Genomic DNA, 22,999 nt, shown 5'->3' with positions numbered 1-22,999 from the left:
TGGCGTCCCCTAGGGGACTCGAACCCCTGTTACCGCCGTGAAAGGGCGGTGTCCTAGGCCACTAGACGAAGGGGACGCAAACCCTTCTATACAACTGATCAACGCTGAGTGTTGATCGCTTCAGAGCCGGTGTGGCCAGGCCTTGAAGTGTAAATTGGTGGAGCTAGACGGGATCGAACCGTCGACCTCTTGCATGCCATGCAAGCGCTCTCCCAGCTGAGCTATAGCCCCTCATCGCTGAGGACGGGGCGAATCTTAAGGGCGTATCGGAGGTCTGTCAAATTTATTTTCAACAAATTTGAAAATTTTTTGCCGGGATAACAATCACTTACCACCCTCCCCAGTAAAACTGGGACTTCGCCTGTTTCGTAGGAGCTGACGAGCGAAGCGAGGCTGCGATCTTTTGATCTTTCGCTTGAGATTCAATTAGCTGGGGAAAGATCGCAGCCTCGCTTCGCTCGTCAGCTCCTACAGGGCCATCAGGCGATCGCGCCCAACAGTTTTTCCCACTCCTTGTTCTCCTTCTTCGACACGCCACCGAGCAGATCGATAGCCTGGCGCAGGCGGAAACGGGTCAGGTCCGGCCCGAGAATCTCCATCGCATCGAGCACCGACACCGAGCTGGCCTGGCCGGTAATGGCGGCGAACATCAGCGGCATGGCATCGCGCAGTTTCAACTCCAAGGATTCGACCACGGCCTGGATGGTCGCGGTGATGCTGTCCTTCTCCCACTGACGCAGGCTTTCGAGCTTCCACAGGACCAGTTGCATCAACTGGCGTACCTGGTCGCCGGAGAGCTTCTTGGACTCGAACAGCTTCACGTCCGGCGTCACGCCACCGGCAAAGAAGAAGCCGGCCAGCGGGGCGATCTGGCTGAAGGTCTCTACCCTGCCCTGCACATGGGGCGCGATTTTCATCATGTACTCAGGGTTCAACGCCCATTTCTGCACACGCGCGGCGAACTCTTCCACCGGCAGGTCCCGCAGCCACTGGCCGTTGAGCCACGACAGTTTCTCGATGTCGAAGATCGGCCCGCCCAGGGAGACCCGCGACAGGTCGAAATGCTCGACCATTTCCTGCAGCGAGAACTTCTCGCGCTCGTCCGGCATCGACCAGCCCATGCGCCCCAGGTAGTTGAGCATCGCCTCGGGCATGAAGCCCATGCGCTCGTAGAACGTCACCGAGGTCGGGTTCTTGCGCTTGGACAGCTTGCTCTTGTCCGGGTTACGCAGCAGCGGCATGTAGCACAGCTGTGGTTGTTCCCAGCCGAAGTATTCATAGAGCAGGATCAGCTTCGGTGCCGACGGCAGCCACTCTTCACCGCGCAATACGTGGGTGATGCCCATCAGGTGATCATCGACCACGTTGGCCAGGAAGTACGTCGGCAGGCCGTCGGTCTTCATCAGCACTTGCATGTCCATGCGATCCCACGGGATCTCGACATCGCCACGCAGCATGTCCGGCACCACGCAGACGCCTTCGCTCGGCACTTTCATGCGGATCACATGGGGCTCGCCGGCTGCCAGGCGACGGGCGACTTCTTCCTTGGACAGCAGCAGCGCCCGACCGTCATAGCGCGGGGTTTCGCCGCGGGCCATTTGCTCGGCGCGCATCTGGTCCAGCTCTTCGGCGGTGCAGAAACACGGGAACGCATGCCCCATGTCCACCAACTGCTGGCAATACTGCTTGTAGATGTCGCCACGCTCGCTCTGGCGGTACGGACCGTGCGGGCCGCCGACATCCGGGCCTTCGCTCCAGTCGATCCCCAACCAGCGCAAGGCATCGAAGATCTGCTGCTCGGACTCGCGGGTCGAACGCAACTGGTCGGTGTCCTCGATCCGCAGGATGAACTCGCCGCCATGCTGCTTGGCAAAGCAATAGTTGAACAAAGCGATGTAGGCGGTGCCGACATGGGGATCGCCAGTGGGCGAAGGCGCGATGCGGGTGCGGACGGTGGTCATGGCATGTCTCGGAAAGAATATAAAAGCGAAGATCAAACAGGGGGCGAATGGTAACAGGCGATGGCGGGCGGGCTCCAGTGAGAGCGGGATTTGTGTGGCCAGCTGTCAAACCGAGTCGCGCCCATCGCGAGCAAGCTCGCTCCCACAGTTTGATCGAATCATCCAATGATCCCCTGTGGGAGCGAGCTTGCTCGCGATGAGGCCCTTAAGGTCGCCACACAACCTCAGACAGTTAGCAACCGCTCCCGCAACTTGCCAATCTCATCACGCAATTGCGCCGCCGCTTCGAACTCCAGGTCCCGGGCCAGCTGGTACATTTTCTCTTCCAGTTGCCGGATGCGCTTGGTGATTTCGCTCGGGGAGCGCAGTTCGGCCTCGTAGCGGGCGCTCTCTTCGGCCGCCTTGGCCATGCCCTTGCGTTTTTTACTGCGCGAGCCTGGCACGGTGGCGCCTTCCATGATGTCGGCGACGTCCTTGAACACGCCCTTGGGGGTAATGCCATTGGCCAGGTTGAAGGCGATCTGCTTGTCACGACGGCGCTCGGTCTCGCCGATGGCCCGCTCCATGGAGCCGGTGATGCGGTCAGCGTACAGAATCGCGCGGCCATTCAGGTTACGCGCCGCGCGACCGATGGTCTGGATCAACGAGCGTTCGGAGCGCAGGAAACCTTCCTTGTCGGCGTCGAGAATCGCCACCAGCGACACTTCCGGCATGTCCAGGCCTTCACGCAACAGGTTGATGCCCACCAGCACATCGAAGGTGCCCAGGCGCAGGTCGCGGATGATCTCGACCCGCTCGACCGTGTCGATGTCCGAGTGCAGGTAACGCACCCGCACGCCATGGTCGGCCAGGTAATCGGTGAGGTCTTCGGCCATGCGTTTGGTCAGCGTGGTGACCAGCACCCGCTCCTCCACCGCGACGCGCTTGCTGATTTCCGAGAGCAGGTCGTCCACCTGGGTCAGCGCCGGACGCACCTCGACTTGCGGGTCCACCAGCCCGGTCGGTCGCACCACCTGCTCGACCACCCGCCCGGCATGCTCGGCCTCGTAGTTGCCAGGGGTGGCCGAGACAAAAATCGTCTGCGGACTCACGCTTTCCCATTCGTCGAAGCGCATTGGCCGGTTATCCAGCGCCGAGGGCAGGCGGAAGCCGTATTCCACCAGGGTTTCCTTGCGCGAACGGTCGCCTTTGTACATGGCGCCGACCTGGGGCACGCTGACGTGGGATTCGTCGATCACCAGCAAGGCATCGGCCGGCAGATAGTCATACAAGGTCGGCGGCGGCGCACCCGCCGGACGGCCCGACAGGTAGCGCGAGTAGTTTTCGATGCCGTTGCAGTAGCCCAGCTCCAGGATCATCTCCAGGTCGAACCGGGTCCGTTGCTCCAGACGCTGGGCTTCCACCAGTTTGTTGTTCGAACGCAGGTACTCCAGGCGTTCCTGCAACTCGGCCTTGATCCCTTCGATGGCGTCCAGCAAAGTTTCCCGGGGCGTCACGTAGTGGCTCTTGGGGTAGAAGGTAAAGCGTGGCAACTTGCGGATCACTTCGCCGGTCAGCGGATCGAACGCCGAGAGACTCTCCACTTCATCGTCGAACAGCTCGATGCGGATCGCCTCCAGGTCCGATTCCGCCGGGTAGATGTCGATTACATCGCCCCGCACCCGGAACGTCGCCCGGGCAAAATCCATGTCGTTGCGGGTGTACTGCAAGTCCGCCAGGCGCCGCAGCAAGGCGCGCTGGTCGAGTTTGTCGCCACGATCCACGTGCAGCACCATTTTCAGGTAGGTTTCCGGGCTGCCCAAGCCATAGATGCACGAAACCGTGGTGACAATGATCGCGTCCTTGCGCTCGAGCAGCGCCTTGGTCGCCGACAGGCGCATCTGTTCGATGTGGTCGTTGATCGAGGCGTCTTTCTCGATGAAGGTGTCCGACGATGGCACGTAGGCCTCGGGCTGGTAGTAGTCGTAATAGGAAACGAAGTACTCCACGGCGTTGTTCGGGAAAAACGCCTTGAACTCACCGTACAACTGCGCCGCCAGGGTCTTGTTCGGCGCCAGGACCAGGGTCGGGCGCTGCACCTGGGCGATCACGTTGGCAATGCTGAAGGTCTTGCCCGAGCCGGTCACACCGAGCAACGTCTGGTGCGCCAGCCCGGCCTCGATGCCTTCGACCATCAGGCGGATGGCTTCCGGCTGATCGCCGGCGGGCTGGAAGCGGGTGACTAGCTGGAATTCAGACATGACATAACCTCTGGATTCACCCCTGTCGGCCAGCCGACAGGAACGAGAAAGACCGAAACGACGGGTGTCGCCCGAGGAAAAAGCTGGGATGCACACAATGTGGAGGTGAATGCCTTCGCTTTCAAGACGAACGTCCTACACGCCTTGAAGACTTTGACGCGGCCAGAAGACTAACGGTCGAAAAAAATCGAAAAAACTTAGCCTAAAAGCCGAATCGCCTGTCGCCGTGCCGGGTGATGGCCTCTATACTAGCTCCCCGTTTGTGCACCGCTCTAGTGCATTCGGCTGGAGCGTCACACGTCCCCTCATTCTCCATTCAGAGCCGCGCACTAATGAGCCTGTTTTCCGCTGTCGAATTGGCACCCCGCGACCCCATCCTGGGCCTCAACGAAGCTTTCAACGCCGACACCCGTACCAATAAGGTCAATCTGGGTGTGGGTGTTTACTGCAACGAGGAGGGGCGCATTCCACTCCTGCGCGCCGTGGTCGAGGCCGAGACGATTCGCGTGGCTCAGCACGTTTCCCGTGGCTACCTGCCAATCGACGGCATCGCCGCCTACGACCAGGCTGTGCAGACCCTGCTGTTCGGCAAGGATTCGCCGCTGATCGCCTCCGGTCGTGTCATCACCGCCCAGGCCGTGGGCGGCACTGGCGCACTGAAGATCGGTGCCGACTTCCTCAAGCAACTGCTGCCTGACGCGGTCGTGGCCATCAGCGACCCGAGCTGGGAGAACCACCGCGCCCTGTTCGAAACCGCCGGCTTCCCGGTGCAGAACTACCGCTACTACGATGCCGCCACCCACGACGTGAACCGCAGCGGCCTGCTGGAAGACCTCAACGCCCTGCCCGATCGCTCGATCGTTGTGCTGCACGCCTGCTGCCACAACCCGACCGGCGTGGACCTGACCCCGGAAGACTGGAAAAACGTGCTGGCCGTGGTCAAGGCCAAGAACCACGTACCGTTCCTGGACATGGCCTACCAAGGCTTTGGTGCCGGTATCGACGAAGATGCGGCGGCCGTGCGCCTGTTTGCCGAATCCGGGCTGACCTTCTTTGCCTCCAGCTCGTTCTCCAAGTCGTTCTCGCTGTACGGCGAGCGCGTCGGCGCCCTGTCGATCGTCAGCGAATCGAAAGAAGAAAGTGCCCGTGTGCTGTCCCAGGTCAAGCGCGTGATCCGCACCAACTACTCCAATCCGCCGACCCATGGCGCCAGCATCGTCGCCGCCGTGCTCAACAGCCCGGAGCTGCGGGCGCAGTGGGAAGCCGAACTGGCCGAAATGCGCCTGCGCATTCGCGGCATGCGCGACCAGATGGTCGACATGCTGGCCAAGGCCGCCCCGCAGCACGACTTCAGCTTCGTCGCCCGTCAGAGCGGGATGTTCTCCTACTCCGGCCTGACCGTTGAACAAGTGATGCGCCTGCGCAACGAGTTCGGCGTCTACGCGCTGGACACCGGCCGCATCTGCGTGGCCGCGCTGAACCAGAACAACATCGATGCGGTGACCAAGGCTATTGTCCAGGTGATCTGAAGGTCGTTGGGATGAAGAACGGGAAGCCATGGCTTCCCGTTTTTTTGAGTGCTCACACCGACCCGTGGCGAGGGAGCTTGCTCCCGCTGGGCTGCGAAGCAGCCCTAAAGCCCCTCACCTCGGTGTGTCAGATGGATGGGGGCTGACATTTTCCAGGGCCGCTGCGCTGCCCAGCGGGAGCAAGCTCCCTCGCCACAAAAGCACCAGATCGAAACTACAACTCCGTCGCCCGCAGGCTCGCCGCATCGTCATAGATGACATACAACGACTCGGCCACCTGGCTCTTGATGGCCTTGGTGCTTTCCAGCCCCAGGACAAACCCCTCGGCCTTGCCGCCGGCACGGTTCAATTCTTCGGCCGTGCTCGCCTGGGTGATGGCGTCGTACAGTTTCTCGGCGTGAGGCCCCACACCCTTGGGCAAACTGATCTGAGCGGTGCTCACAAGCACACCTCGGCGCAACGGGCTGTGTGAAGTGGTAACAGGTAGTTCATGGCGCGTACCTCAATGTCGGCGAATGGCCGGCAGCGCGTCCTGCCACTTCCGGACGACCATGGTAGCCCTCTCCCGTCCTTGCGGTAACTGCCAATCGCTGATTGACCGTCAATGGGCACCGGGAATGCGCCATCCGCCAATAGACACTTGACTTCTCTTTTCCAATCAGTAACATACGCGCCATTCCGCGATAGCTCAGTTGGTAGAGCAAGTGACTGTTAATCACTGGGTCCCTGGTTCGAGTCCAGGTCGTGGAGCCAGACAGCAACATCAAAAAGCCCCTGGATCGAAAGATCCAGGGGCTTTTTTTGTGGGCGAAAAACAGGTGGATGGCCATATAAGTCTGGCCGAGGTCGCTGTCGGAACAATAATCCGGCGCCAAAAAGGCAACATGGTCCGGATCCTGCTTTGTTTTTCCGACAACCCAAGCTGTCACGTGAGCGTCATGACAGGGCCGCAAACTGGCACTGTCCGCCAACAACAGCTTCAAAACAACAAGGACGAAGGTATGCCCACACAAAACCCCCATCGCATTGTCGGCCTGTGCACCTCCAGCAAGGTGTACAACGTACTGACCGAACTCAAGCAACTGGAAGGCCACCGCAGCGCCAAGTTTCTTTCCCTGCTGGCGGAAAACCTGGTCCGCAAGGGCCTGCTCAACGAGCAGGAAGTGGTGCACATGCTCGATCTGGTCGTCGATTGAGTGGCATCGATTCCTACTATTGAGCCAGTTGATTTTCCGTCCTTCCCCCTGAGCCGTAAGGTAACCCCATCGATTGATGGAGGTTTCCCATGCCCAAGGTTCAAATCATGTCTGTCATTGGCAGCGCCGTCCCCGCCCCACTGCGGGAACTCGGACTGCTGGCCTGCTGGTACCTGGTGCAGGACGGCGTGACCATCAGCGGCCCGCTGACTTCGCTGCCCGCCGCCCAGGCGCTGTCGCAACGCATCGGGCCCTACCTGCTGAGCGCCTAGGGCAACTGCACACGCGGCGTGCTTTCGACGAACAAGGCCCAACAGGACATGAACAGCGCGGCGATCAGCGGCCCGATCACGAAGCCGTTCAGCCCGAACACCGCCAGCCCACCCAGGGTCGAAACCAGCACCATGTAGTCGGGCATCTTCGTGTCCTTGCCCACCAGGATCGGCCGCAGGAAATTGTCCACCAGGCCAATCACGAACACCCCGAACAGCATCAATACCACGCCCTGCCAGATCGCCCCCGAGAGCAGGAAGTACACCGCCACCGGTGCCCAGACGAGGCCCGCCCCCACGGCCGGCAACAACGACAGGAATGCCATCAGCACCGCCCAGGGCAACACGGTCGGGATCCCCAGGATCCAGAAAATCAGCCCACCCAGCGCACCTTGGCTGATGGCGACCAGCAGGTTGCCTTTCACCGTGGCCCGTACCACCCGGTTGAACTTCAACTGCAGGCGGCGCTTTTGGTGTTCTGCCAAGGGAACGGCCATGCGCACCTTGCGCACCAGCTCCGCGCCATCGCGCAGAAAGAAGAACAGCAGATAGATCATCACGAAGAAGCTGACCAGGAACTGAAAGGTGCCCTGGCCAAAACTGAAGGCCTGGGTGGCGAAGAACTCGCTGCCCTGCATCGCGCTCTTGACGATCTTGTCGCGCAAACCGTTCAGATTGCCCAAGCCGAAGCGGTCCAGCAGGTGCTGGAAGTACGGTGGCAAGGCATCCTTGAAGCGGGCCAGGTAGTCGGCGATGTCCAGCTCGCCGCTTTCCAGGCTCTTGTACAGCGCCGCGCCTTCCTGGACCAACAACGTACTGATGATGATCACCGGCAAGATCGCGCAGACCACACAGACACTCAACGTGGCCAGCGAGGTGACATTGCGGTGCCAGCCGAACTTCACCTGCAGACGGCGCTGCATCGGCGCAAAGACGATACCCAGGATCACCGCCCAGAACACCGCGCCGTAAAACGGCAGCAGAATCCAGATGAAGGCGACCGTGACCAGCACCAGGAGCAACATCTGGGCTTTGTTTTGCAGCATCTTTCGATTCATCAGCTTTCCATGTCCAAAGGCGGGATACACATTAGTCCGCCAGGACTCGCCGGAGTGCCTTCACGTTTGCGCTGCGCATTGATCCAGATCAAAAAGACCCGGCCGGCCCTGGCGTACCCTCCCCGCTTTTTGCGACCTGACCCCACCATGACCTTCGCCGCCCCCGAACTGCTGGCGCCCGCCGGCACCCTGAAAAACATGCGCTATGCCTTCGCCTACGGTGCCGATGCGGTGTACGCCGGCCAGCCGCGCTACAGCCTGCGGGTGCGCAACAACGAATTCGACCACGCGAACCTGGCCTTGGGCATTGCCGAGGCCCAGGCCATGGGCAAGCGCTTCTACGTAGTGGTGAATATCGCGCCGCACAACGCCAAGCTGCGCACGTTCCTCAAGGACCTGGAGCCGGTGATCGCCATGGCGCCGGACGCGCTGATCATGTCCGACCCGGGGTTGATCATGCTGGTTCGCCGGCATTTTCCACAGATACCCATTCACCTGTCGGTACAGGCCAATACGGTGAACTGGGCGAGCGTCGAGTTCTGGCAGCAGCAGGGTTTGAGCCGGATCATCTTGTCCCGGGAATTGTCCCTGGAGGAAATCGCCGAGATCCGCGAGCAGGTGCCGGCCATGGAGCTGGAAGTGTTCGTCCACGGGGCGCTGTGCATGGCCTACTCCGGGCGCTGCCTGCTCTCGGGCTATATGAACAAGCGTGATGCCAACCAGGGCAGTTGCACCAATGCCTGTCGCTGGAAATACTCGGCGCAACCGGCGGTGGAAAACGCCGCGGGCGACATTGTGCAAAGCTATCAACCCGAACCGACCCTGGGCCTCGGCGCGCCCACCGACCAGGTGTTCCTGCTCCAGGAGGCGAACCGCCCCGAGGATTTGATGCCAGCCTTCGAGGACGAGCACGGCACCTACATCATGAATGCCAAGGACCTGCGGGCCGTGCAACACGTCGAGCGCCTGGCGCGCATGGGTGTGCATTCGTTGAAGATCGAAGGCCGGACCAAGTCGCACTTCTATTGCGCGCGCACCACCCAAGTGTATCGCCGGGCCATCGATGACGCGGTGGCCGGCCGGGAATTCGATCGCAGCCTGATGACCGACCTGGAGTCCCTGGCCCAGCGCGGCTACACCGAAGGTTTTCTGAGGCGCCACGTGCACGACGAGTACCAGAACTACCAGAACGGCAGCTCGGTGTCGGAGCGCCAGCAGTTCGTCGGCGAACTGACCGGCGAGCGGCGCGAACGCCTGGCCGAAGTACGGGTCAAGAACCGCTTCGGCCTGGGGGATCACATGGAACTGATGACCCCCAAGGGCAACTTTCACTTCGACCTGCATCAATTGCAGGACATCAACGGCAAAAGCATCGAGGTGGCACCGGGGGATGGACACGTGGTGTACCTGCCGATCCCGGACGCGGTGGACTTGCGGTTTGGGTTGTTGATGCGCGATGTGCGTGAGCCGTAGCACTGGCGCTGATCCAGGTACCGCAGAACAACTGTGGGAGCGAGCTTGCTCGCGATAGCGTCAGATCAGCCAATATTCATTTGACTGACACACCGCTATCGCGAGCAAGCTCGCTCCCACAGGGTTTTGTTGTGTTCGCGCCTGTTGATCCCGACAGGAACTGCCGAAGGCTGCGATCCTTCTTTCTCGATAAGACCCGGTTGCCCAGGTGAAAACATCTGGATCGAGAGCAAAAGATCGCAGCCTTCGGCAGCTCCTGCTGCGATGGGATCAGATCCGGAACTGCCCCACCAGTTTGCCCAGGCGCTGGCCCAGGTCAGCCAGGCTGCGGGAGGTCTGGGCGCCGAGCTGGGTTTCGTCGGCGACGCTGTCCACCGCCACGGCGATCTGATGCACGCTGCGGTTGATTTCCTCGGCCACGGCGGTCTGCTCTTCAGCCGCGCTGGCGATCTGCGCGTTCATCGAGTTGATGGTGCCGATTAACTGCGCCATGGTGTCCAGGGACGCCCCGGCTTCGTTGGCCTGCGCCGAGGTGCCGTCGCCCGCTTCGCTGGAGCGACGCATGGCCTCCACCGCGGCGTGGGTGCCCGATTGCAGGCGGTCGATCATGCCCTGGATTTCCTGGGTGCTCTGCTGGGTCCGGCTGGCCAGGGCCCGCACTTCATCGGCCACCACCGCGAACCCACGCCCTGCCTCGCCGGCACGCGCGGCCTCGATGGCGGCGTTGAGGGCCAGCAGGTTGGTCTGCTCGGCGATCGAACGAATCACCCCGAGCACACTGACGATCGAGGCCACGTCCTGCTGCAGGCTGTCCAGGGACACGCCGCTGCTGCGGATATCGTTCACCAACGCATGAATCTGCTGGATGCTACCGGCCACCACGCGCTTGGCGGACTGGCCTTCTTCATCGGTCTGCTGCGCCGCGACGGCGGCACCCTGGGCGCTGCGGGCGACTTCCTGGGCCGCCGAGGACATCTCGTTGATCGCCGTGGCGACCTGATCGGTTTCGTGGCGCTGGCGTTCCATGGCCTGCTCGGAGCGCTGGGCCTGCTCGGAGACTTGCGTCACCAGCCCGGTCAGTTGCGAGGTCATGTCGGTGATCTGCCGCACCAGGCCGTGGATCTTGTCGACGAAGCGGTTGAACGAACCGGCCAGTTGGCCGAGCTCGTCCTGGCTGGTGATGGTCAGCCGACGGGTCAGGTCGCCCTCGCCCGCGGCGATGTCATCGAGGTTGTCCTTCATCAGGTGCAGCGGCCGCAGGATCGCATTGGCCAGCAACAGGCCCACGACCGCGATCACCAGCAACACCACGGCGGCGATCCCGACAATGCTCAATATCACGCCTTGTACACGATCGTGGACCTTGGCTTCCACCAGGGCCACCTGGCCTTCGATGCCGTCCAGGTTGACCGAGCTGCCGACGGCCATGTCCCACTTGGACAGGTACTCGGTGTAGCCGAGCTTGGGCACCAGGTCCTGGCTGCCGGGCAGTGGCGAGCTGTATTCCAGATAATGCGTTCCGTCCTTGGCGACTTTCACCAGGTCGCGGTTGACGTAGACACCGTTCGGGTCGCGGTTGTCCTTGAAACTCTTGCCCACGCCATCGGGGCTGTTGGCCTTGAACAGACGAATGGTCTCGGAGTCGTAGCCGAAGAAATAGCCGTCCTTGCCGTAGCTGATATTCGACAGCAGCTTGATCGCCTGGGCGCGCGCTTCGTTATCGCCAGGCGCAGCGGCATCGTAGAGCGGCTTGATGGCGGTCAGGCCCACTGCCACATAGTTCTGCAGCGTGGCCTTGGCCTCGCTGAGCAGGCGTTCGCGGGTCTGCTGGACCTCTTTGCTAGCTTGCTCCTTCAAGATGAAGGCCGTGGTGAGGCTGATGATCACGGCGGACAGCAATACCGGCAGTATCGCAAGGGACAGGACTTTAGCCTTCAGGCTCAGGCGCATGCTGTTCACTCTTGTAGGTGTTATTGGCGTGGTTAGCTGTATTAACGGCACCGCACGGCAAAACTGTAGGACAAGGTGAGCGGTCCGTTGGCTGGGTCGCTGAACTCAAGGGCCTCATCGCGAGCAAGCTCGCTCCCACAGGGTTCGGCGGTGTCCACAATGCTTGTGTTCACACCGATCCACTGTGGGAGCGAGCCTGCTCGCGATTGAAGCGATTGGGTCTTGAGGCTACAACACCATCGCCGCCACCCAACCAAACGCCAGCAACGGCAGGTTGTAGTGGATGAAGGTCGGGACCACGGTGTCCCAGATGTGATGGTGCTGGCCGTCGATGTTCAGGCCGGAGGTCGGGCCCAGGGTCGAGTCCGAGGCTGGCGAGCCGGCATCGCCCAGGGCGCCGGCGGTGCCGACGATGCAGACGATCGCCAGCGGGCTGAAGCCCAGTTGCAGGCACAATGGCACGAAAATCGTCGCCAGGATCGGCACCGTGGAAAACGACGAGCCGATGCCCATGGTCACCAGCAATCCCACCAGCAGCATCAGCAGCGCGCCGACGCCCTTGTTGTGGCCGATCCAGGCTGCCGAGGTTTCCACCAGGCTCTGGACTTCACCGGTGGCTTTCATTACTTCGGCAAAGCCCGAGGCGGCGATCATGATGAAGCCGATCATCGCCATCATCTTCATGCCTTCGGTGAACAGGTCGTCAGTCTCACGCCAGCGCACCACACCCGATACCGAGAAAATCAGGAAGCCGACCAAGGCGCCAATGATCATCGAGTCGACCAGGAGCTGGATGGCGAACGCCGCGACAATCGCCAGTCCCGCTACCAGCAGGGTCATGGGGTTGTAGCGCACCGCCACTTGCTCGACCCGGGCGATCTTCTTCAGGTCGTAGACGCGTTTCTTGCGGTAGCTGAACAACGACAACAGCAGACCAAACACCATGCCCAACGCCGGAATGCCCATGGCATGGGTGACGTTGATACCACTGACATCTACGCCGCTGCGAGCGATGTTGGCCAGCAGGATTTCGTTGAGGAAGATATTGCCGAAGCCCACCGGCAGGAACATGTAGGGGGTGATCAGGCCGAAGGTCATGACGCAGGCGATCAAGCGGCGATCCAGTTGCAACTTGGTCAGCACATAGAGCAGCGGCGGCACCAGCAGCGGAATGAAAGCGATATGGATCGGCAGAATGTTCTGGGAGGCGACCGCGACCGTCCCCAGCAGGCCGATCAGCACCCATTTGACGCCCATGCCGCCAGCGGCGTCCTGGCGATCCACCAGGGCCAGGGCCTTGTCAGCCAGGGCGTGGGCCATGCCGGACTTGGCAATCGCCACGGCGAAAGCGCCGAGCAAGGCATAGGACAGCGCCACCGTCGCACCACCACCCAGGCCGGCATTGAACGCCTTGAGCGTCGCCTCGATCCCCAGGCCACCCGTCAGCCCCCCCACCAACGCGCCGATAATCAGCGCGATCACCACATGCACGCGGGACAGGCTGAGCACCAGCATGACGCCAACCGCGGCAATTACTGCATTTATCATCGTTACCTCAAAGCACAGCGATGGAAAGCCACCGGACAAAAAGGTCGCGACTTTGCAGCAAGCGGCGGCAAGCTGCAAGGGCCGTGGGGCGGGTTTTCAAGTCTCGCCATATTGACTACCACCACCGCCCCACCCTTGTGGGAGCGAGCTTGCTCGCGATAGCAATCTTTCGATAGCTATCCATGTGGCTGAACTGACGCCATCGCGAGCAAGCTCGCTCCCACAGGAGGGCGGCGCCATGCGATAGAGGTCAGCGCTTGGGCAGCTCGATCACGACCTTCAATCCACCCCACTCGCTGTCGTCCAACGCCAGCATCCCGCCCCAGGTGTCGACGATGTCCCGCACGATGCCCAGGCCCAGGCCGTGTCCATCGGTCTGTTCATCCAACCGCGTGCCGCGGCTGAACACCTGGTCGCGGCGATCCCTGGGGATGCCCGGGCCGTCGTCTTCCACGGCCAGACTGAATCCGTCGGCTGTCTCGGTCATGGTCAGGCGCACTTCGGCATCGGCCCATTTGCAGGCGTTGTCCAGCAGGTTGCCCAACAGTTCCAGCAAGTCTTCACGGTCCCAGGGCAGGTGCAGGCCTGGCGGGGCGACGTAGCTCAGATGCAGGTGTTCGCCGTGGATCATGTTCAGCGTGGCCAGCAACCCCGGCAGTTCGGCGTCGCAATCCAGGTGCGCGCCGGGCAAGGCATCGCCGGACAGGCGGGCGCGGTTGAGTTCGCGGTTCAGGCGCTGGCGGACCTGCTCCAGTTGATCGAGCAACAGTTTGCGCAGCTCGGGATACGGGTCGAGCTTCTCGTTCGACGCCAGGCTTTGCAGCACCGCCAGCGGGGTTTTCAAGGCGTGGCCGAGGTTGCCCAAGGCATTGCGCGAACGCTTGAGGCTGTCTTCGGTGTGGGCCAGCAGATGGTTGATCTGCGTCACCAGCGGTTCCAGTTCCCGTGGCACCTGTTCGTCGAGTTGCGAACGCTGCCCGCGCTGCAGCTGGGCAATCTGCTCCCTGGCGCGGTCCAGCGGACGCAAGGCTCGGCGCACGGTGATGCGTTGCAGCAACAGAATCAGCAACAGCCCCGCCAACCCGAGCCCGAGGCCGACCTGTTGCATCCGGCGGAAGCTGTCCCGCACGGGTGTGTAGTCCTGGGCCACGCTGATGGAAATCGCCTGGCCCAGCCTCCGATAATCGGTACGCAGCACCAGCAGCTTCTGGCCCTCTGGGCCCAGTTGCAGGTTGCTGTGCAGGCCGGGGTGGTCGAGCCGAGGCAATTCCTGGTCCCACAGGGAGCGGGAACGCCAGTGCACATCGGCAAAATCGATGCGGAAGTAATGCCCGGAAAACGGCCGCTGATAGGCCGGCGACAGGCGGCGTTCATCCAATTGCAAGCCCTGGGGGCCGCGCACCAGGGCCACCAGCAGGTTCTCGCTGTCGTTACGCAGCCCCGCTTCCAGGTAACGCTGCAGACCCAGTTCGAACAACCACAGGCTGGTTTGCGCCAGGACCAGGCCGACCACCACCATCACACCGATCAGGCCCAGGCTCAGGCGCCGCTGGATGGATCTCACTGCGCCTGCCCGCCGAACAGGTAACCCTGGCCGCGACGGGTTTCGATCACGCTACGTCCCAGCTTGCGCCGCAGGTGATTGACGTGGACTTCCAGCACATTGGAATCGCGCTCGGTCTCACCGTCGTACAGGTGTTCGGCGAGGTGGCTTTTGGAAAGGATCTGCTCGGGATGCAGCATGAAATAGCGCAACAGGCGAAATTCGGCGGCCGTGAGCTGGATGTCGGTGCCATCGCGCACCACGCATTGGCGACTCTCGTCCAGGTGCAATCCGGCAGCCTTGAGCGTCGGCTGGTTGACCTGGCCATGGGAGCGGCGCAGCAGCGCCTGGATCCGCAGATGCAGTTCTTCAGGATGAAAGGGTTTGGTCAGGTAATCGTCGGCCCCGGCCTTGAGACCCTCGATACGTTCGGCCCAGGACCCACGGGCGGTGAGGATCAGCACCGGCGTGGCCAGGCCGCCGGCGCGCCATTGGGCCAACACGTCGAGCCCCGGCACGCCCGGCAGGCCGAGGTCGAGGATGATCAGGTCGTAGGGCTCGCTGCTGCCCTGGTACACCGCGTCGCGACCATCGGCCAGCCAGTCGACGGCGTAACCCTGGCGTGCAAGCCCGGCCATCAGTTCATCGGCCAGGGGCACGTGATCTTCCACCAGAAGCAGGCGCATCAGTCTTCCTTATCTTTGAGTAAGCGGCCGGTTGTGGCCTCCAGGTCCAGTTCGCGCACAACGCCGTCGGTGTCCAGCAGCTCGACCTCATAAATATAGACGCCGTGTTTCTCCTCCAACTCGGCTTCCAGCAGTTTGGCGCCGGGGTGCAGGTCCAGCGCTTGTTGCAGCAGGTGCTCGAGCGGCAGGATCACGCCCTGCTGACGCAGTTGCAGGGCCTCGTCCTGATCCAGGTCCCGGGCCATGGCCAGCGAACAAAACGCCAGCAGCGCCAGCGCCCATCGACCATGAGCGCGTAGATTAAGCTTCATTACGTATCCTGATGATTCTTGAGTACCTCGCCATTGACGGCATCCAGTTCCAGGTCCCACTCGACGCCCTTGGCATCGCGCAGATCCACCTTGTAGAGGTACTTGCCGTACTCCTCCTCCAGCTCGGTGTCGGTTACGGTGGAACCGGGATGTTTGGCCAGGGCCTTGGCGTTGAGTTTTTCGAAGGACAGGATGGTACCAGCGTCTTGCAGTTTACGGGCTTCGTCCGCGTCCAGGTCTCGTGCGTGGACCAGGCTCGTACCAAGGGCCATGAGGGTCGCGATGAAAAAGGCAGTCAGGCGGTTCATGGGTTGTCTCCTTTTTTTATAATCTTTCACGGGGGCGACTGTATCGGGGTGAACTTAACTGAAACTGAATCGCCATCATGGAACCCACATCAATGTATGCAAATGCCTGTGGGAGCAAGCTCACTCCCACCGGGTTTTGTGTCGCTATAATCAGCCGCTTACCCGTATTCGAGACCGGTATGACCGCCATCCACATCAAGTTTCCCGCCCTCACCCTCAAGGCCGGCCCCCGTGCGTTCGGGCGAATTCGCCAGGCCGGCTTGAACGCCGCCGACGTCGGCATCCTGCCCGGCGCCGCCGGTGGCCCCAAGGCCCTGGGCATCCAAGGGCTGGACCTGGCGCTGTTCGGCGAATGGCTGCCCGCCGCGCCCCGGGAACGCTCGCTGATCGGGGCCTCGGTGGGTGCCTGGCGCTTCGCCAGCGCCTGCCTGCCGGACGCCGCCGAGGGGATCCGGCGCCTGGGTACCTTGTACAACGAACAAAGCTTCGCCAAAGGCGTGACCATGGCCGGTGTCAGCCAGAGCTCGCAGCGCATGCTCGATGACTTGCTCGACGGCCGCGACACCTCGATCCTCGATAACCCGCGGTACCGGCTCAATATCATGGTCGTCAAGAGCCACGGCCTGCTCGCCCAGGATCATCGCGGCCGGCTGGGCCTGGGGCTGTCGTCGGTGATCGCCGACAACCTGCGAGGCCGTGCCCGGCTGTCGCGGCATTTCGAACGGTTGATCATCCATGACCCGCGCCTGGCCCCGCCCCTGCACCCGTTGAATGACTTTCCGTCGCGTTTCGTTCCGTTGGCCGCCGGCAACCTGCGCCAGGCCCTGCTGGCGTCGGGCTCGATCCCGATGGTCATGGAGGGCGTGCGCGACCTGCCGGGCGCCGGTGCCGGCACCTACCGCGACGGCGGACTGCTGGACTACCACCTCGACCTGCCGTACAGCGGCGAGGACATCGTGCTCTACCCGCATTTCACCGACCGGGTCATTCCCGGCTGGTTCGACAAGGGCCTGCCGTGGCGTCGGGGCAACGTCGACCGTCTGCAGGACGTGCTGTTGCTGGCACCGTCCCGGGAATACCTGGCGCGCCTGCCCTACGGCAAACTGCCAGACCGCAACGACTTCAAGCGCTTCATGGGCGATGACCCGAGCCGCCGCAAATATTGGCGCACGGCGATGGACGAGAGTCGCCGGCTCGGTGACGAGTTCCTGGAGCTGACGGCCAACGGTGGCTTGGGCGAGCGTTTGCTGACCTTTTAGTCAGCACGGTCGCGCAACGCCGTTATCAAACTGATAAACTCCGCCGCCTGCCTCGCGACCGCTACCTTAAAGAGCCCGAACCTGTGGAAATCTTCAAAGAATTTACCTTCGAATCCGCCCACCGCCTGCCCCACGTGCCGGAGGGCCACAAGTGCGGCCGCCTTCATGGCCACTCGTTCAAGGTGGCGATCCACCTGAGCGGCGATATCGACCCGCACACCGGCTGGATTCGCGACTTCTCGGAGATCAAGGCGATCTTCAAGCCCCTCTACGAGCGCCTGGACCACAACTACCTCAACGACATCCCAGGTCTGGAAAACCCCACCAGCGAAGTGTTGGCCAAGTGGATCTGGAACGAGTTGAAGCCGTTGCTGCCTGAGCTCAGTGCCATCCGCATCCACGAGACCTGCACCAGCGGTTGCATCTACCACGGCGAATAAAAACCTGTGGGAGGCCACCTGTGGGAGCAAAGCTTGCTCGCGATGAAGATTACACAGTCTCTCTGGAACCGAGGCGCCTGCATCGCGGGCAAGCCTTGCTCCCACAAGACCTGGCTGCCCCACGGTGCTTTCCCTGACCTGCCTGCATTGGCCTATGATCCCCTGACCCCTTTCAGACAGAGGTTCGATCATGACCCACTGGCCATTGGATCAGCTATACGACTTCAACGGACACCCCATCCGCTACGCCATCCACGGCGATGGCCCGCCGTTGGTGTTTGTCCACGGCACGCCCTTTTCTTCCTACGTGTGGCACCGGATCGCCCCGCTGTTCTTCGCCACCCACCGGGTGCATTACTTCGACCTGCTGGGGTATGGCCAATCCGCGCAACCCGATGCCGACGTGTCCCTCGGCGTGCAGAACCTGCTGCTCGCACAATTGCTGGAGCATTGGCGCCTGGATTGCCCGGATGTGGTGGCCCATGACTTTGGCGGTGCCACGGCCCTGCGTACGCACCTGCTCAATGGCAAGGATTACCGCAGCCTGACCCTGATCGACCCCGTGGCGCTGTCGCCCTGGGGTTCGCCCTTTGTGCAGCATGTCCGCCAGCATGAAGCGGCCTTCAGCGGCCTGCCCGACTACATTCAGCGGGCCATCGTACCGACCTATGTCCGCGGCGCGGTCAAACGGGACATCCCGGACGCGGAACTGGCGCCCTACGTGCAGCCGTGGCTCGGCGAGCCGGGCCAGGCGGCGTTCTACCGGCAGATCGCGCAGATGGACGAGCGCTATACCCGCGAGGTCGAGGGCCTGTACCCAAGCGTGCGCTGCCCGACCCAGATCCTGTGGGGCGAGGATGACCAGTGGATCCCCATCGAGCGCGGCCGGGCCCTGCAACGGATGATCCCGGGGGCACAATTGCATCCCGTTCCGAACGCCGGGCACCTGGTCCAGGAAGACGCGCCGGAAGCCATCGTGGCGGCGGTGTTGCGGTTTCTGTCATTGTCCTCCTCGACCTGAAAAACACTGCACTCCCCCTGTGGGAGCGAGCTTGCTCGCGATGGCGGCAGCACATTCAACACTTAGGTGACAGACAGACCGCTATCGCGAGCAAGCTCGCTCCCACAGGGGATCTGCGTCGACAATGAAATCTGTGTTCCAACTTGAATCACTCGCGCACCGCTTTCGATCCTTGCGCCCACCCAATCCCCAGGATTGTCTATAAATAACCTCGCGATCACTCGTTTGGCACGGCCGCTGCACGCTTGCGACATCCCTCACCCGCAAGGACCGCCACATGACTCAGAACGATCCAGGCAATGACTATCCCCTGAGCGAAGTCCCGATGCATGCCCGCAAGGGCCTGGCCTCCACGGCCATGGTGCTGCTGGGCTTCACCTTTTTCACCGCCACGATGTTTGCCGGTGGCAAGCTGGGCGTGGCGTTCGGTTTTGCCGAGATGCTCACCGTGATTGTGATCGGCAACCTGCTGCTGGGCCTCTATGCCGCCGGCCTGGGTTACATCGCGTTCAAGAGCGGGCTCAATTCGGTGTTGATGGGGCGTTTCTGTTTCGGCGAGGTGGGCAGCAAGCTCAGTGACTTGATCCTCGGGTTCACCCAGATCGGCTGGTACGCCTGGGGCACGGCAACCGCCGCCGTGGTGCTGGGCAAGTATTTCGAATTGAGCGAGAGCACCGTGCTCGGGTTGATGGTGCTGTTCGGCCTGGGATTCTGCGCCACCGCCTACATCGGTTATCGCGGGCTGGAAATCCTTTCGTACATCGCCGTACCGGCCATGATGTTGCTGCTGATGCTGTCGATGTGGGTGGCGACGGTGAAGGTCGGCGGCTTCGAAGGCTTGCTGGCGGTGGTGCCTACGAGCAGCCTCGACTGGTCCACCGCTATCACGCTGGTGTTCGGCACCTTCGTCAGCGGCGCGACCCAGGCCACCAATTGGACGCGCTTCTCCCGCTCGGCGAAGGTCGCGGTGCTGGCGAGCCTGATCGGCTTCTTCCTGGGCAACGGCCTGATGGTGCTGATCGGCGCCTACGGGGCCATCGTCTATCAGCAACCGGACGTGGTCGAAGTGTTGCTGCTGCAGGGCTTCGCCATGGCGGCGATGGCGATGTTGCTGCTCAACATCTGGAGCACCCAGGACAACACCATCTACAACTTCGCCGTGGCCGGTTGCAACCTGCTGCGCACCCGCCGGCGCAAGACCGTGACCCTCTGCGGCGCGGTGATCGGCACGCTGCTGGCCCTGTTGGGTATGTACGATCTGCTGGTGCCGTACCTGATTCTGCTGGGCACCGTCATCCCACCGATTGGCGGGGTGATCATGGCCGATTTCTTCTTCCGCTGGCGCGGCCGCTATCCTCGCCTGGCCGAGGCGCAACTGCCGGCGTTCAACTGGCCCGGGCTGTTCGCTTATGGGCTCGGCACACTCGCCGCGTTCAATTCGCCATGGGTCGCGCCACTGGTAGGAATCGCCACCGGCGCGCTAACGTATGTGTTATTGATCGGCGTAATGGGTACTCGCACCGCTGACGCACCTCTACAAGACCTATAAAGGATTCGCCCGATGCACATCATCAACGCCCGCCTGCGCAACCACGAAGGCTTGCATGAACTGCACCTGGAAAACGGCCTGATCGCCAACATCGCCCGCCAGACCGAAGCCCCCAGCCTCGGCCCGGAAGACCTCGACGCTGGCGGCAACCTGGTGGTCCCGCCCTTCGTCGAACCGCACATCCACCTGGACGCCACCCTCACTGCCGGCGAACCGCGCTGGAACATGAGCGGCACGCTGTTCGAAGGCATCGAGTGCTGGGGCGAGCGCAAGGCCACCATCACCCAGGAAGACACCAGCACCCGCGCCAAGAAAACCATCCAGGCCCTCGCCGCCCATGGCATCCAGCATGTACGCACCCACGTCGACGTGACCGACCCCGAACTCACGGCCCTCAAGGCCATGCTGGAAGTGCGCGAGCAAAGCCGTCACCTGATCGACATGCAGATCGTCGCGTTTCCCCAGGAAGGCATCGAGTCCTACCGCAATGGCCGCGAGCTGATGGAAGAGGCGATCCGCATGGGTGCCGACGTGGTGGGCGGCATTCCCCACTTCGAGTACACCCGCGACCAGGGTGTCAGCTCGGTGAAATTCCTCATGGACCTGGCCGAACGCACCGGTTGCCTGGTGGATGTGCATTGCGACGAAACCGACGACCCGCACTCGCGCTTTCTCGAAGTGCTCGCCGAAGAAGCCCGCAGCCGCGACATGGGCGCCCGCGTCACCGCCAGCCACACCACGGCCATGGGCTCCTACGACAACGCCTACTGCGCCAAGCTGTTCCGTCTGCTCGGGCACTCGGGCATCAGCTTTGTCTCTTGCCCGACCGAAAGCATTCACCTGCAAGGCCGTTTCGACACCTTCCCCAAACGCCGTGGGGTCACTCGGGTCAATGAACTGCTCGAAGCCGGGATGAACGTGTGCTTCGGCCAGGACTCCATCGTCGACCCGTGGTATCCCCTGGGCAACGGCAACATCCTGCGTGTGCTGGAAGCCGGGCTGCATATCTGCCATATGCTCGGCTACCGCAACCTGCAAAGCGCCCTGGACCTGGTCACCGACAACAGCGCCAAGGCCATGGCCCTGGGCGAGCGCTACGGGCTGGAACCCGGCCGCCCGGCGAACCTGCTGATCCTGTCGGCGGACAGCGACTACGAAGTGATCCGCAGCCAGGGCTTGCCGCTCTACTCGATTCGCAATGGCGAAGTGCTAATGAAGCGGCAGATGCCGGTGGTGGAGTTTGCGCAGCAGCCAGGCTGATTTCCCTGTGGCGAACCTGCTCGCGACGGCAGTGGGTCAGTTGCATTGATGTTGGATGTACTGCCGCCATCGCGAGCAAGCTCGCTCCCACAGGGGCTCTGTGTCGGACACAACATTGGTGTCCACTGAAGATCCCTTGTGGGAGCGAGCTTGCTCGCGATAGCGGTATAAACCGCACCACAAAACCTCCAGAAAGCCCTACGGCACAAGCCGCGCCGTACCGAACAACCTGACTCGCACCAACTCGCCCGCCTCGTCTTCCAGCAAAATCGGCGCCGTGCCGCCGGGCATCACCACCCTTACCACACCCGCCTTCACCCAGCCCACCCGCCACGCAGCACTGGCCACGGCGCTGGCACTGGTGCCCGAGGACGCGGTAGGACCTTCGCCGCGCTCGAACACCCGCGCCGCGATTCGCCCTTCGGCCTGCAGACTGGCCCATTGCAGATTCACCCCGGCGGGACACGGCAGCCCGGCGCCAGCCGGGGCGGCATAGGCGATGCGAATCAGGCTTTGCGACAGCGCCGCCGCGCGCATCTGCGAATTGCTCGGCAACGCCTCGGCACCCTCCACCAGCGTCACGCAATGAGGGTTGCCTATGTTCACGAACTGGCTGTTGCCCCACGCCGGATTCAACCGTTCAAGCGCCGCCACACGGCTGACATCGCACTGGTTGAACATCACACGCTCGACATCCTGGGCACCGACGGCCCCGGGCCCGAACAGCGGTTTGCCCAGGTCCAGCCAGAAGCCTTGGGTGCCTTCGAATTCAGCAGCGCGAACCGAGGTTCGCAGCGGTGACAAACCGTCGGTTTTATCGTGATGGACCTGCAACAAGCAATCACCCGTCCCCGCCATCAAGCCCTGCTCCCGCAAGGCCTGGGAGAAAATCGTCAGGCCATTGCCGCTGCGCTCGGCCAGTGTCCCGTCGGTATTGACGATCAACAGATCAAAGGGCGGTTCACTCTGGAACGGGCCAATCAGCAACCCATCACTGCGATGGGCCTTGGCATCCGGCGGCGCCTCACCCGACGCCCAGGCGCAGAACACGTGCACGGCCGCCGCTGCCCAGGACTCGCGGGTCTGCGCGGCCTGGGCAGCCGATGGAGGCAGATCGATGCCATGGTCACGGGCCTGCTGCGGTGAAACGACTCCATAGATATTGCCGCGTGCGTCGTAGAACGGTGCCATGCATCGGGTCCGGAGGAAGCCAGGAGGGGCCGGTAGTTTAGGCGAAGCCTGTCAGGTTCGACAGGTGCGCAGCTGTCTGCTGAACCCGTCACCCACAATGTCCAAGGAGGGTGCTTCAGGGCTTCGGCACCTTGGGGTCGCGGTGCGGTCAGTGAATATGCAAGCATAGCCCCCCTGCCTGTACCACCGCACCACACCGCACGA

19 protein-coding genes, 3 tRNA genes and 2 pseudogenes are annotated in these 22,999 nt (G+C 62.4%); 10 read left to right on the top strand and 14 right to left on the bottom strand.

The genetic code is table 11. The features are described from left to right. The 4 genes from BLU85_RS24370 to uvrB form a co-directional block, all read right to left on the bottom strand. Positions 1–76, bottom strand: a tRNA-Glu gene (locus BLU85_RS24370). 79 nt (positions 77–155) lie between these two features. Beyond that, positions 156–231 (bottom strand) — tRNA-Ala (locus BLU85_RS24365). Between the two features lie 248 nt (positions 232–479). Then, positions 480–1,961, bottom strand: a complete 1,482-nt coding sequence (gltX, locus tag BLU85_RS24360; protein ID WP_092204165.1) for a glutamate--tRNA ligase — start codon at positions 1,959–1,961, stop codon at positions 480–482. Positions 1,962–2,185: 224 nt separating this feature from the next. Beyond that, positions 2,186–4,201, bottom strand: a complete 2,016-nt coding sequence (gene uvrB, locus BLU85_RS24355; protein ID WP_092204166.1) for an excinuclease ABC subunit UvrB — start codon at positions 4,199–4,201, stop codon at positions 2,186–2,188. 332 nt (positions 4,202–4,533) lie between these two features. Between uvrB and BLU85_RS24350 the strand changes: the two genes are divergently transcribed. Then, entirely contained in the window at positions 4,534–5,730 is a 1,197-nt protein-coding gene (locus tag BLU85_RS24350; protein WP_092204167.1) for an amino acid aminotransferase, read from the top strand. 214 nt (positions 5,731–5,944) lie between these two features. Here BLU85_RS24350 and BLU85_RS24345 read toward each other — a convergent pair whose 3' ends face one another. Next, positions 5,945–6,172: a hypothetical protein gene (locus tag BLU85_RS24345; RefSeq protein ID WP_092204168.1), complete on the bottom strand. Its 228-nt coding sequence runs from the start codon at positions 6,170–6,172 to the stop codon at positions 5,945–5,947. Positions 6,173–6,407: 235 nt separating this feature from the next. Here BLU85_RS24345 and BLU85_RS24340 point away from each other — a divergent pair. From BLU85_RS24340 to BLU85_RS24330, 3 genes are all read left to right on the top strand, one after another. Then, positions 6,408–6,483: transfer RNA gene (locus BLU85_RS24340), tRNA-Asn, on the top strand. Positions 6,484–6,731: 248 nt separating this feature from the next. Beyond that, on the top strand, positions 6,732–6,926 hold the full coding sequence (locus tag BLU85_RS24335) for a hypothetical protein (RefSeq protein WP_003203896.1): 195 nt from the start codon (positions 6,732–6,734) through the stop codon (positions 6,924–6,926). 89 nt (positions 6,927–7,015) lie between these two features. Beyond that, positions 7,016–7,198, top strand: coding sequence for a hypothetical protein (locus BLU85_RS24330; RefSeq protein WP_003203898.1), 183 nt, complete (start codon positions 7,016–7,018; stop codon positions 7,196–7,198). On the opposite strand, the gene BLU85_RS24325 is transcribed toward BLU85_RS24330, so the two are convergent. Continuing rightward, entirely contained in the window at positions 7,195–8,256 is a 1,062-nt protein-coding gene (locus BLU85_RS24325; protein WP_092204169.1) for an AI-2E family transporter, read from the bottom strand. The two genes, BLU85_RS24330 and BLU85_RS24325, sit on opposite strands and share 4 nt — an antisense overlap. Positions 8,257–8,403: 147 nt before the next feature. Here BLU85_RS24325 and yegQ point away from each other — a divergent pair, with 147 nt between their 5' ends. Further along, the gene (gene yegQ, locus BLU85_RS24320) at positions 8,404–9,729 is read left to right on the top strand and encodes a prephenate-dependent tRNA uridine(34) hydroxylase TrhP (RefSeq protein ID WP_092204218.1); all 1,326 of its coding nucleotides are present in this window, start codon (positions 8,404–8,406) and stop codon (positions 9,727–9,729) included. A gap of 270 nt (positions 9,730–9,999) precedes the next feature. Here the strand turns inward: yegQ and BLU85_RS31855 are convergent. The 7 genes and pseudogenes from BLU85_RS31855 to BLU85_RS24290 form a co-directional block, all read right to left on the bottom strand. Further along, positions 10,000–10,593 (bottom strand): annotated as a pseudogene (locus tag BLU85_RS31855) (methyl-accepting chemotaxis protein); the annotation flags it as partial. 312 nt (positions 10,594–10,905) lie between these two features. After that, positions 10,906–11,679: pseudogene (locus tag BLU85_RS31850) on the bottom strand (cache domain-containing protein); the annotation flags it as partial. Between the two features lie 228 nt (positions 11,680–11,907). Further along, positions 11,908–13,224, bottom strand: a complete 1,317-nt coding sequence (locus BLU85_RS24310) for a Na+/H+ antiporter family protein (RefSeq protein ID WP_170847633.1) — start codon at positions 13,222–13,224, stop codon at positions 11,908–11,910. Between the two features lie 253 nt (positions 13,225–13,477). Further along, positions 13,478–14,791 (bottom strand): sensor histidine kinase, encoded by a 1,314-nt coding sequence (locus tag BLU85_RS24305; RefSeq protein WP_092204172.1) that lies wholly within the window; start codon positions 14,789–14,791, stop codon positions 13,478–13,480. Next, positions 14,788–15,456 carry a response regulator transcription factor gene (locus BLU85_RS24300; protein WP_053123507.1) on the bottom strand — a complete coding sequence of 223 codons (669 nt, stop codon included), beginning with the start codon at positions 15,454–15,456 and terminating at the stop codon, positions 14,788–14,790. Before BLU85_RS24300 ends, BLU85_RS24305 begins: the two co-directional genes overlap by 4 nt. After that, positions 15,456–15,767 (bottom strand): PepSY domain-containing protein, encoded by a 312-nt coding sequence (locus BLU85_RS24295; protein WP_060741424.1) that lies wholly within the window; start codon positions 15,765–15,767, stop codon positions 15,456–15,458. The genes BLU85_RS24300 and BLU85_RS24295 overlap by 1 nt, the downstream gene beginning before the upstream one ends. After that, positions 15,767–16,075 (bottom strand): PepSY domain-containing protein, encoded by a 309-nt coding sequence (locus BLU85_RS24290; protein WP_092204173.1) that lies wholly within the window; start codon positions 16,073–16,075, stop codon positions 15,767–15,769. The genes BLU85_RS24295 and BLU85_RS24290 overlap by 1 nt, the downstream gene beginning before the upstream one ends. A gap of 179 nt (positions 16,076–16,254) precedes the next feature. Here BLU85_RS24290 and BLU85_RS24285 point away from each other — a divergent pair, with 179 nt between their 5' ends. From BLU85_RS24285 to codA, 5 genes are all read left to right on the top strand, one after another. Continuing rightward, on the top strand, positions 16,255–17,334 hold the full coding sequence (locus BLU85_RS24285) for a hypothetical protein (protein WP_092204174.1): 1,080 nt from the start codon (positions 16,255–16,257) through the stop codon (positions 17,332–17,334). 83 nt (positions 17,335–17,417) lie between these two features. Beyond that, entirely contained in the window at positions 17,418–17,774 is a 357-nt protein-coding gene (gene queD / locus BLU85_RS24280) for a 6-carboxytetrahydropterin synthase QueD (RefSeq protein WP_025212792.1), read from the top strand. A 190-nt stretch (positions 17,775–17,964) separates the two neighbouring features. Then, complete coding sequence (locus BLU85_RS24275) at positions 17,965–18,795, top strand: alpha/beta fold hydrolase (protein ID WP_092204175.1); 831 nt, start codon at positions 17,965–17,967, stop codon at positions 18,793–18,795. A gap of 277 nt (positions 18,796–19,072) precedes the next feature. Continuing rightward, positions 19,073–20,344 carry a cytosine permease gene (gene codB, locus BLU85_RS24270; RefSeq protein WP_092204176.1) on the top strand — a complete coding sequence of 424 codons (1,272 nt, stop codon included), beginning with the start codon at positions 19,073–19,075 and terminating at the stop codon, positions 20,342–20,344. A gap of 12 nt (positions 20,345–20,356) precedes the next feature. Next, the gene (gene codA, locus BLU85_RS24265) at positions 20,357–21,604 is read left to right on the top strand and encodes a cytosine deaminase (RefSeq protein WP_092204177.1); all 1,248 of its coding nucleotides are present in this window, start codon (positions 20,357–20,359) and stop codon (positions 21,602–21,604) included. A 198-nt stretch (positions 21,605–21,802) separates the two neighbouring features. Here codA and BLU85_RS24260 read toward each other — a convergent pair whose 3' ends face one another. Beyond that, positions 21,803–22,795: a diaminopimelate epimerase gene (locus BLU85_RS24260; protein WP_092204178.1), complete on the bottom strand. Its 993-nt coding sequence runs from the start codon at positions 22,793–22,795 to the stop codon at positions 21,803–21,805. Between the last annotated feature and the right edge of the window lie 204 nt (positions 22,796–22,999).

The organism is Pseudomonas sp. NFACC14 (assembly GCF_900106885.1).
GTDB classification, from domain to species: domain Bacteria; phylum Pseudomonadota; class Gammaproteobacteria; order Pseudomonadales; family Pseudomonadaceae; genus Aquipseudomonas; species Aquipseudomonas fluorescens_AA.
Note: the sequence above shows the minus strand (reverse complement) of the source record. Positions and strands in the feature narration are given on the sequence as shown.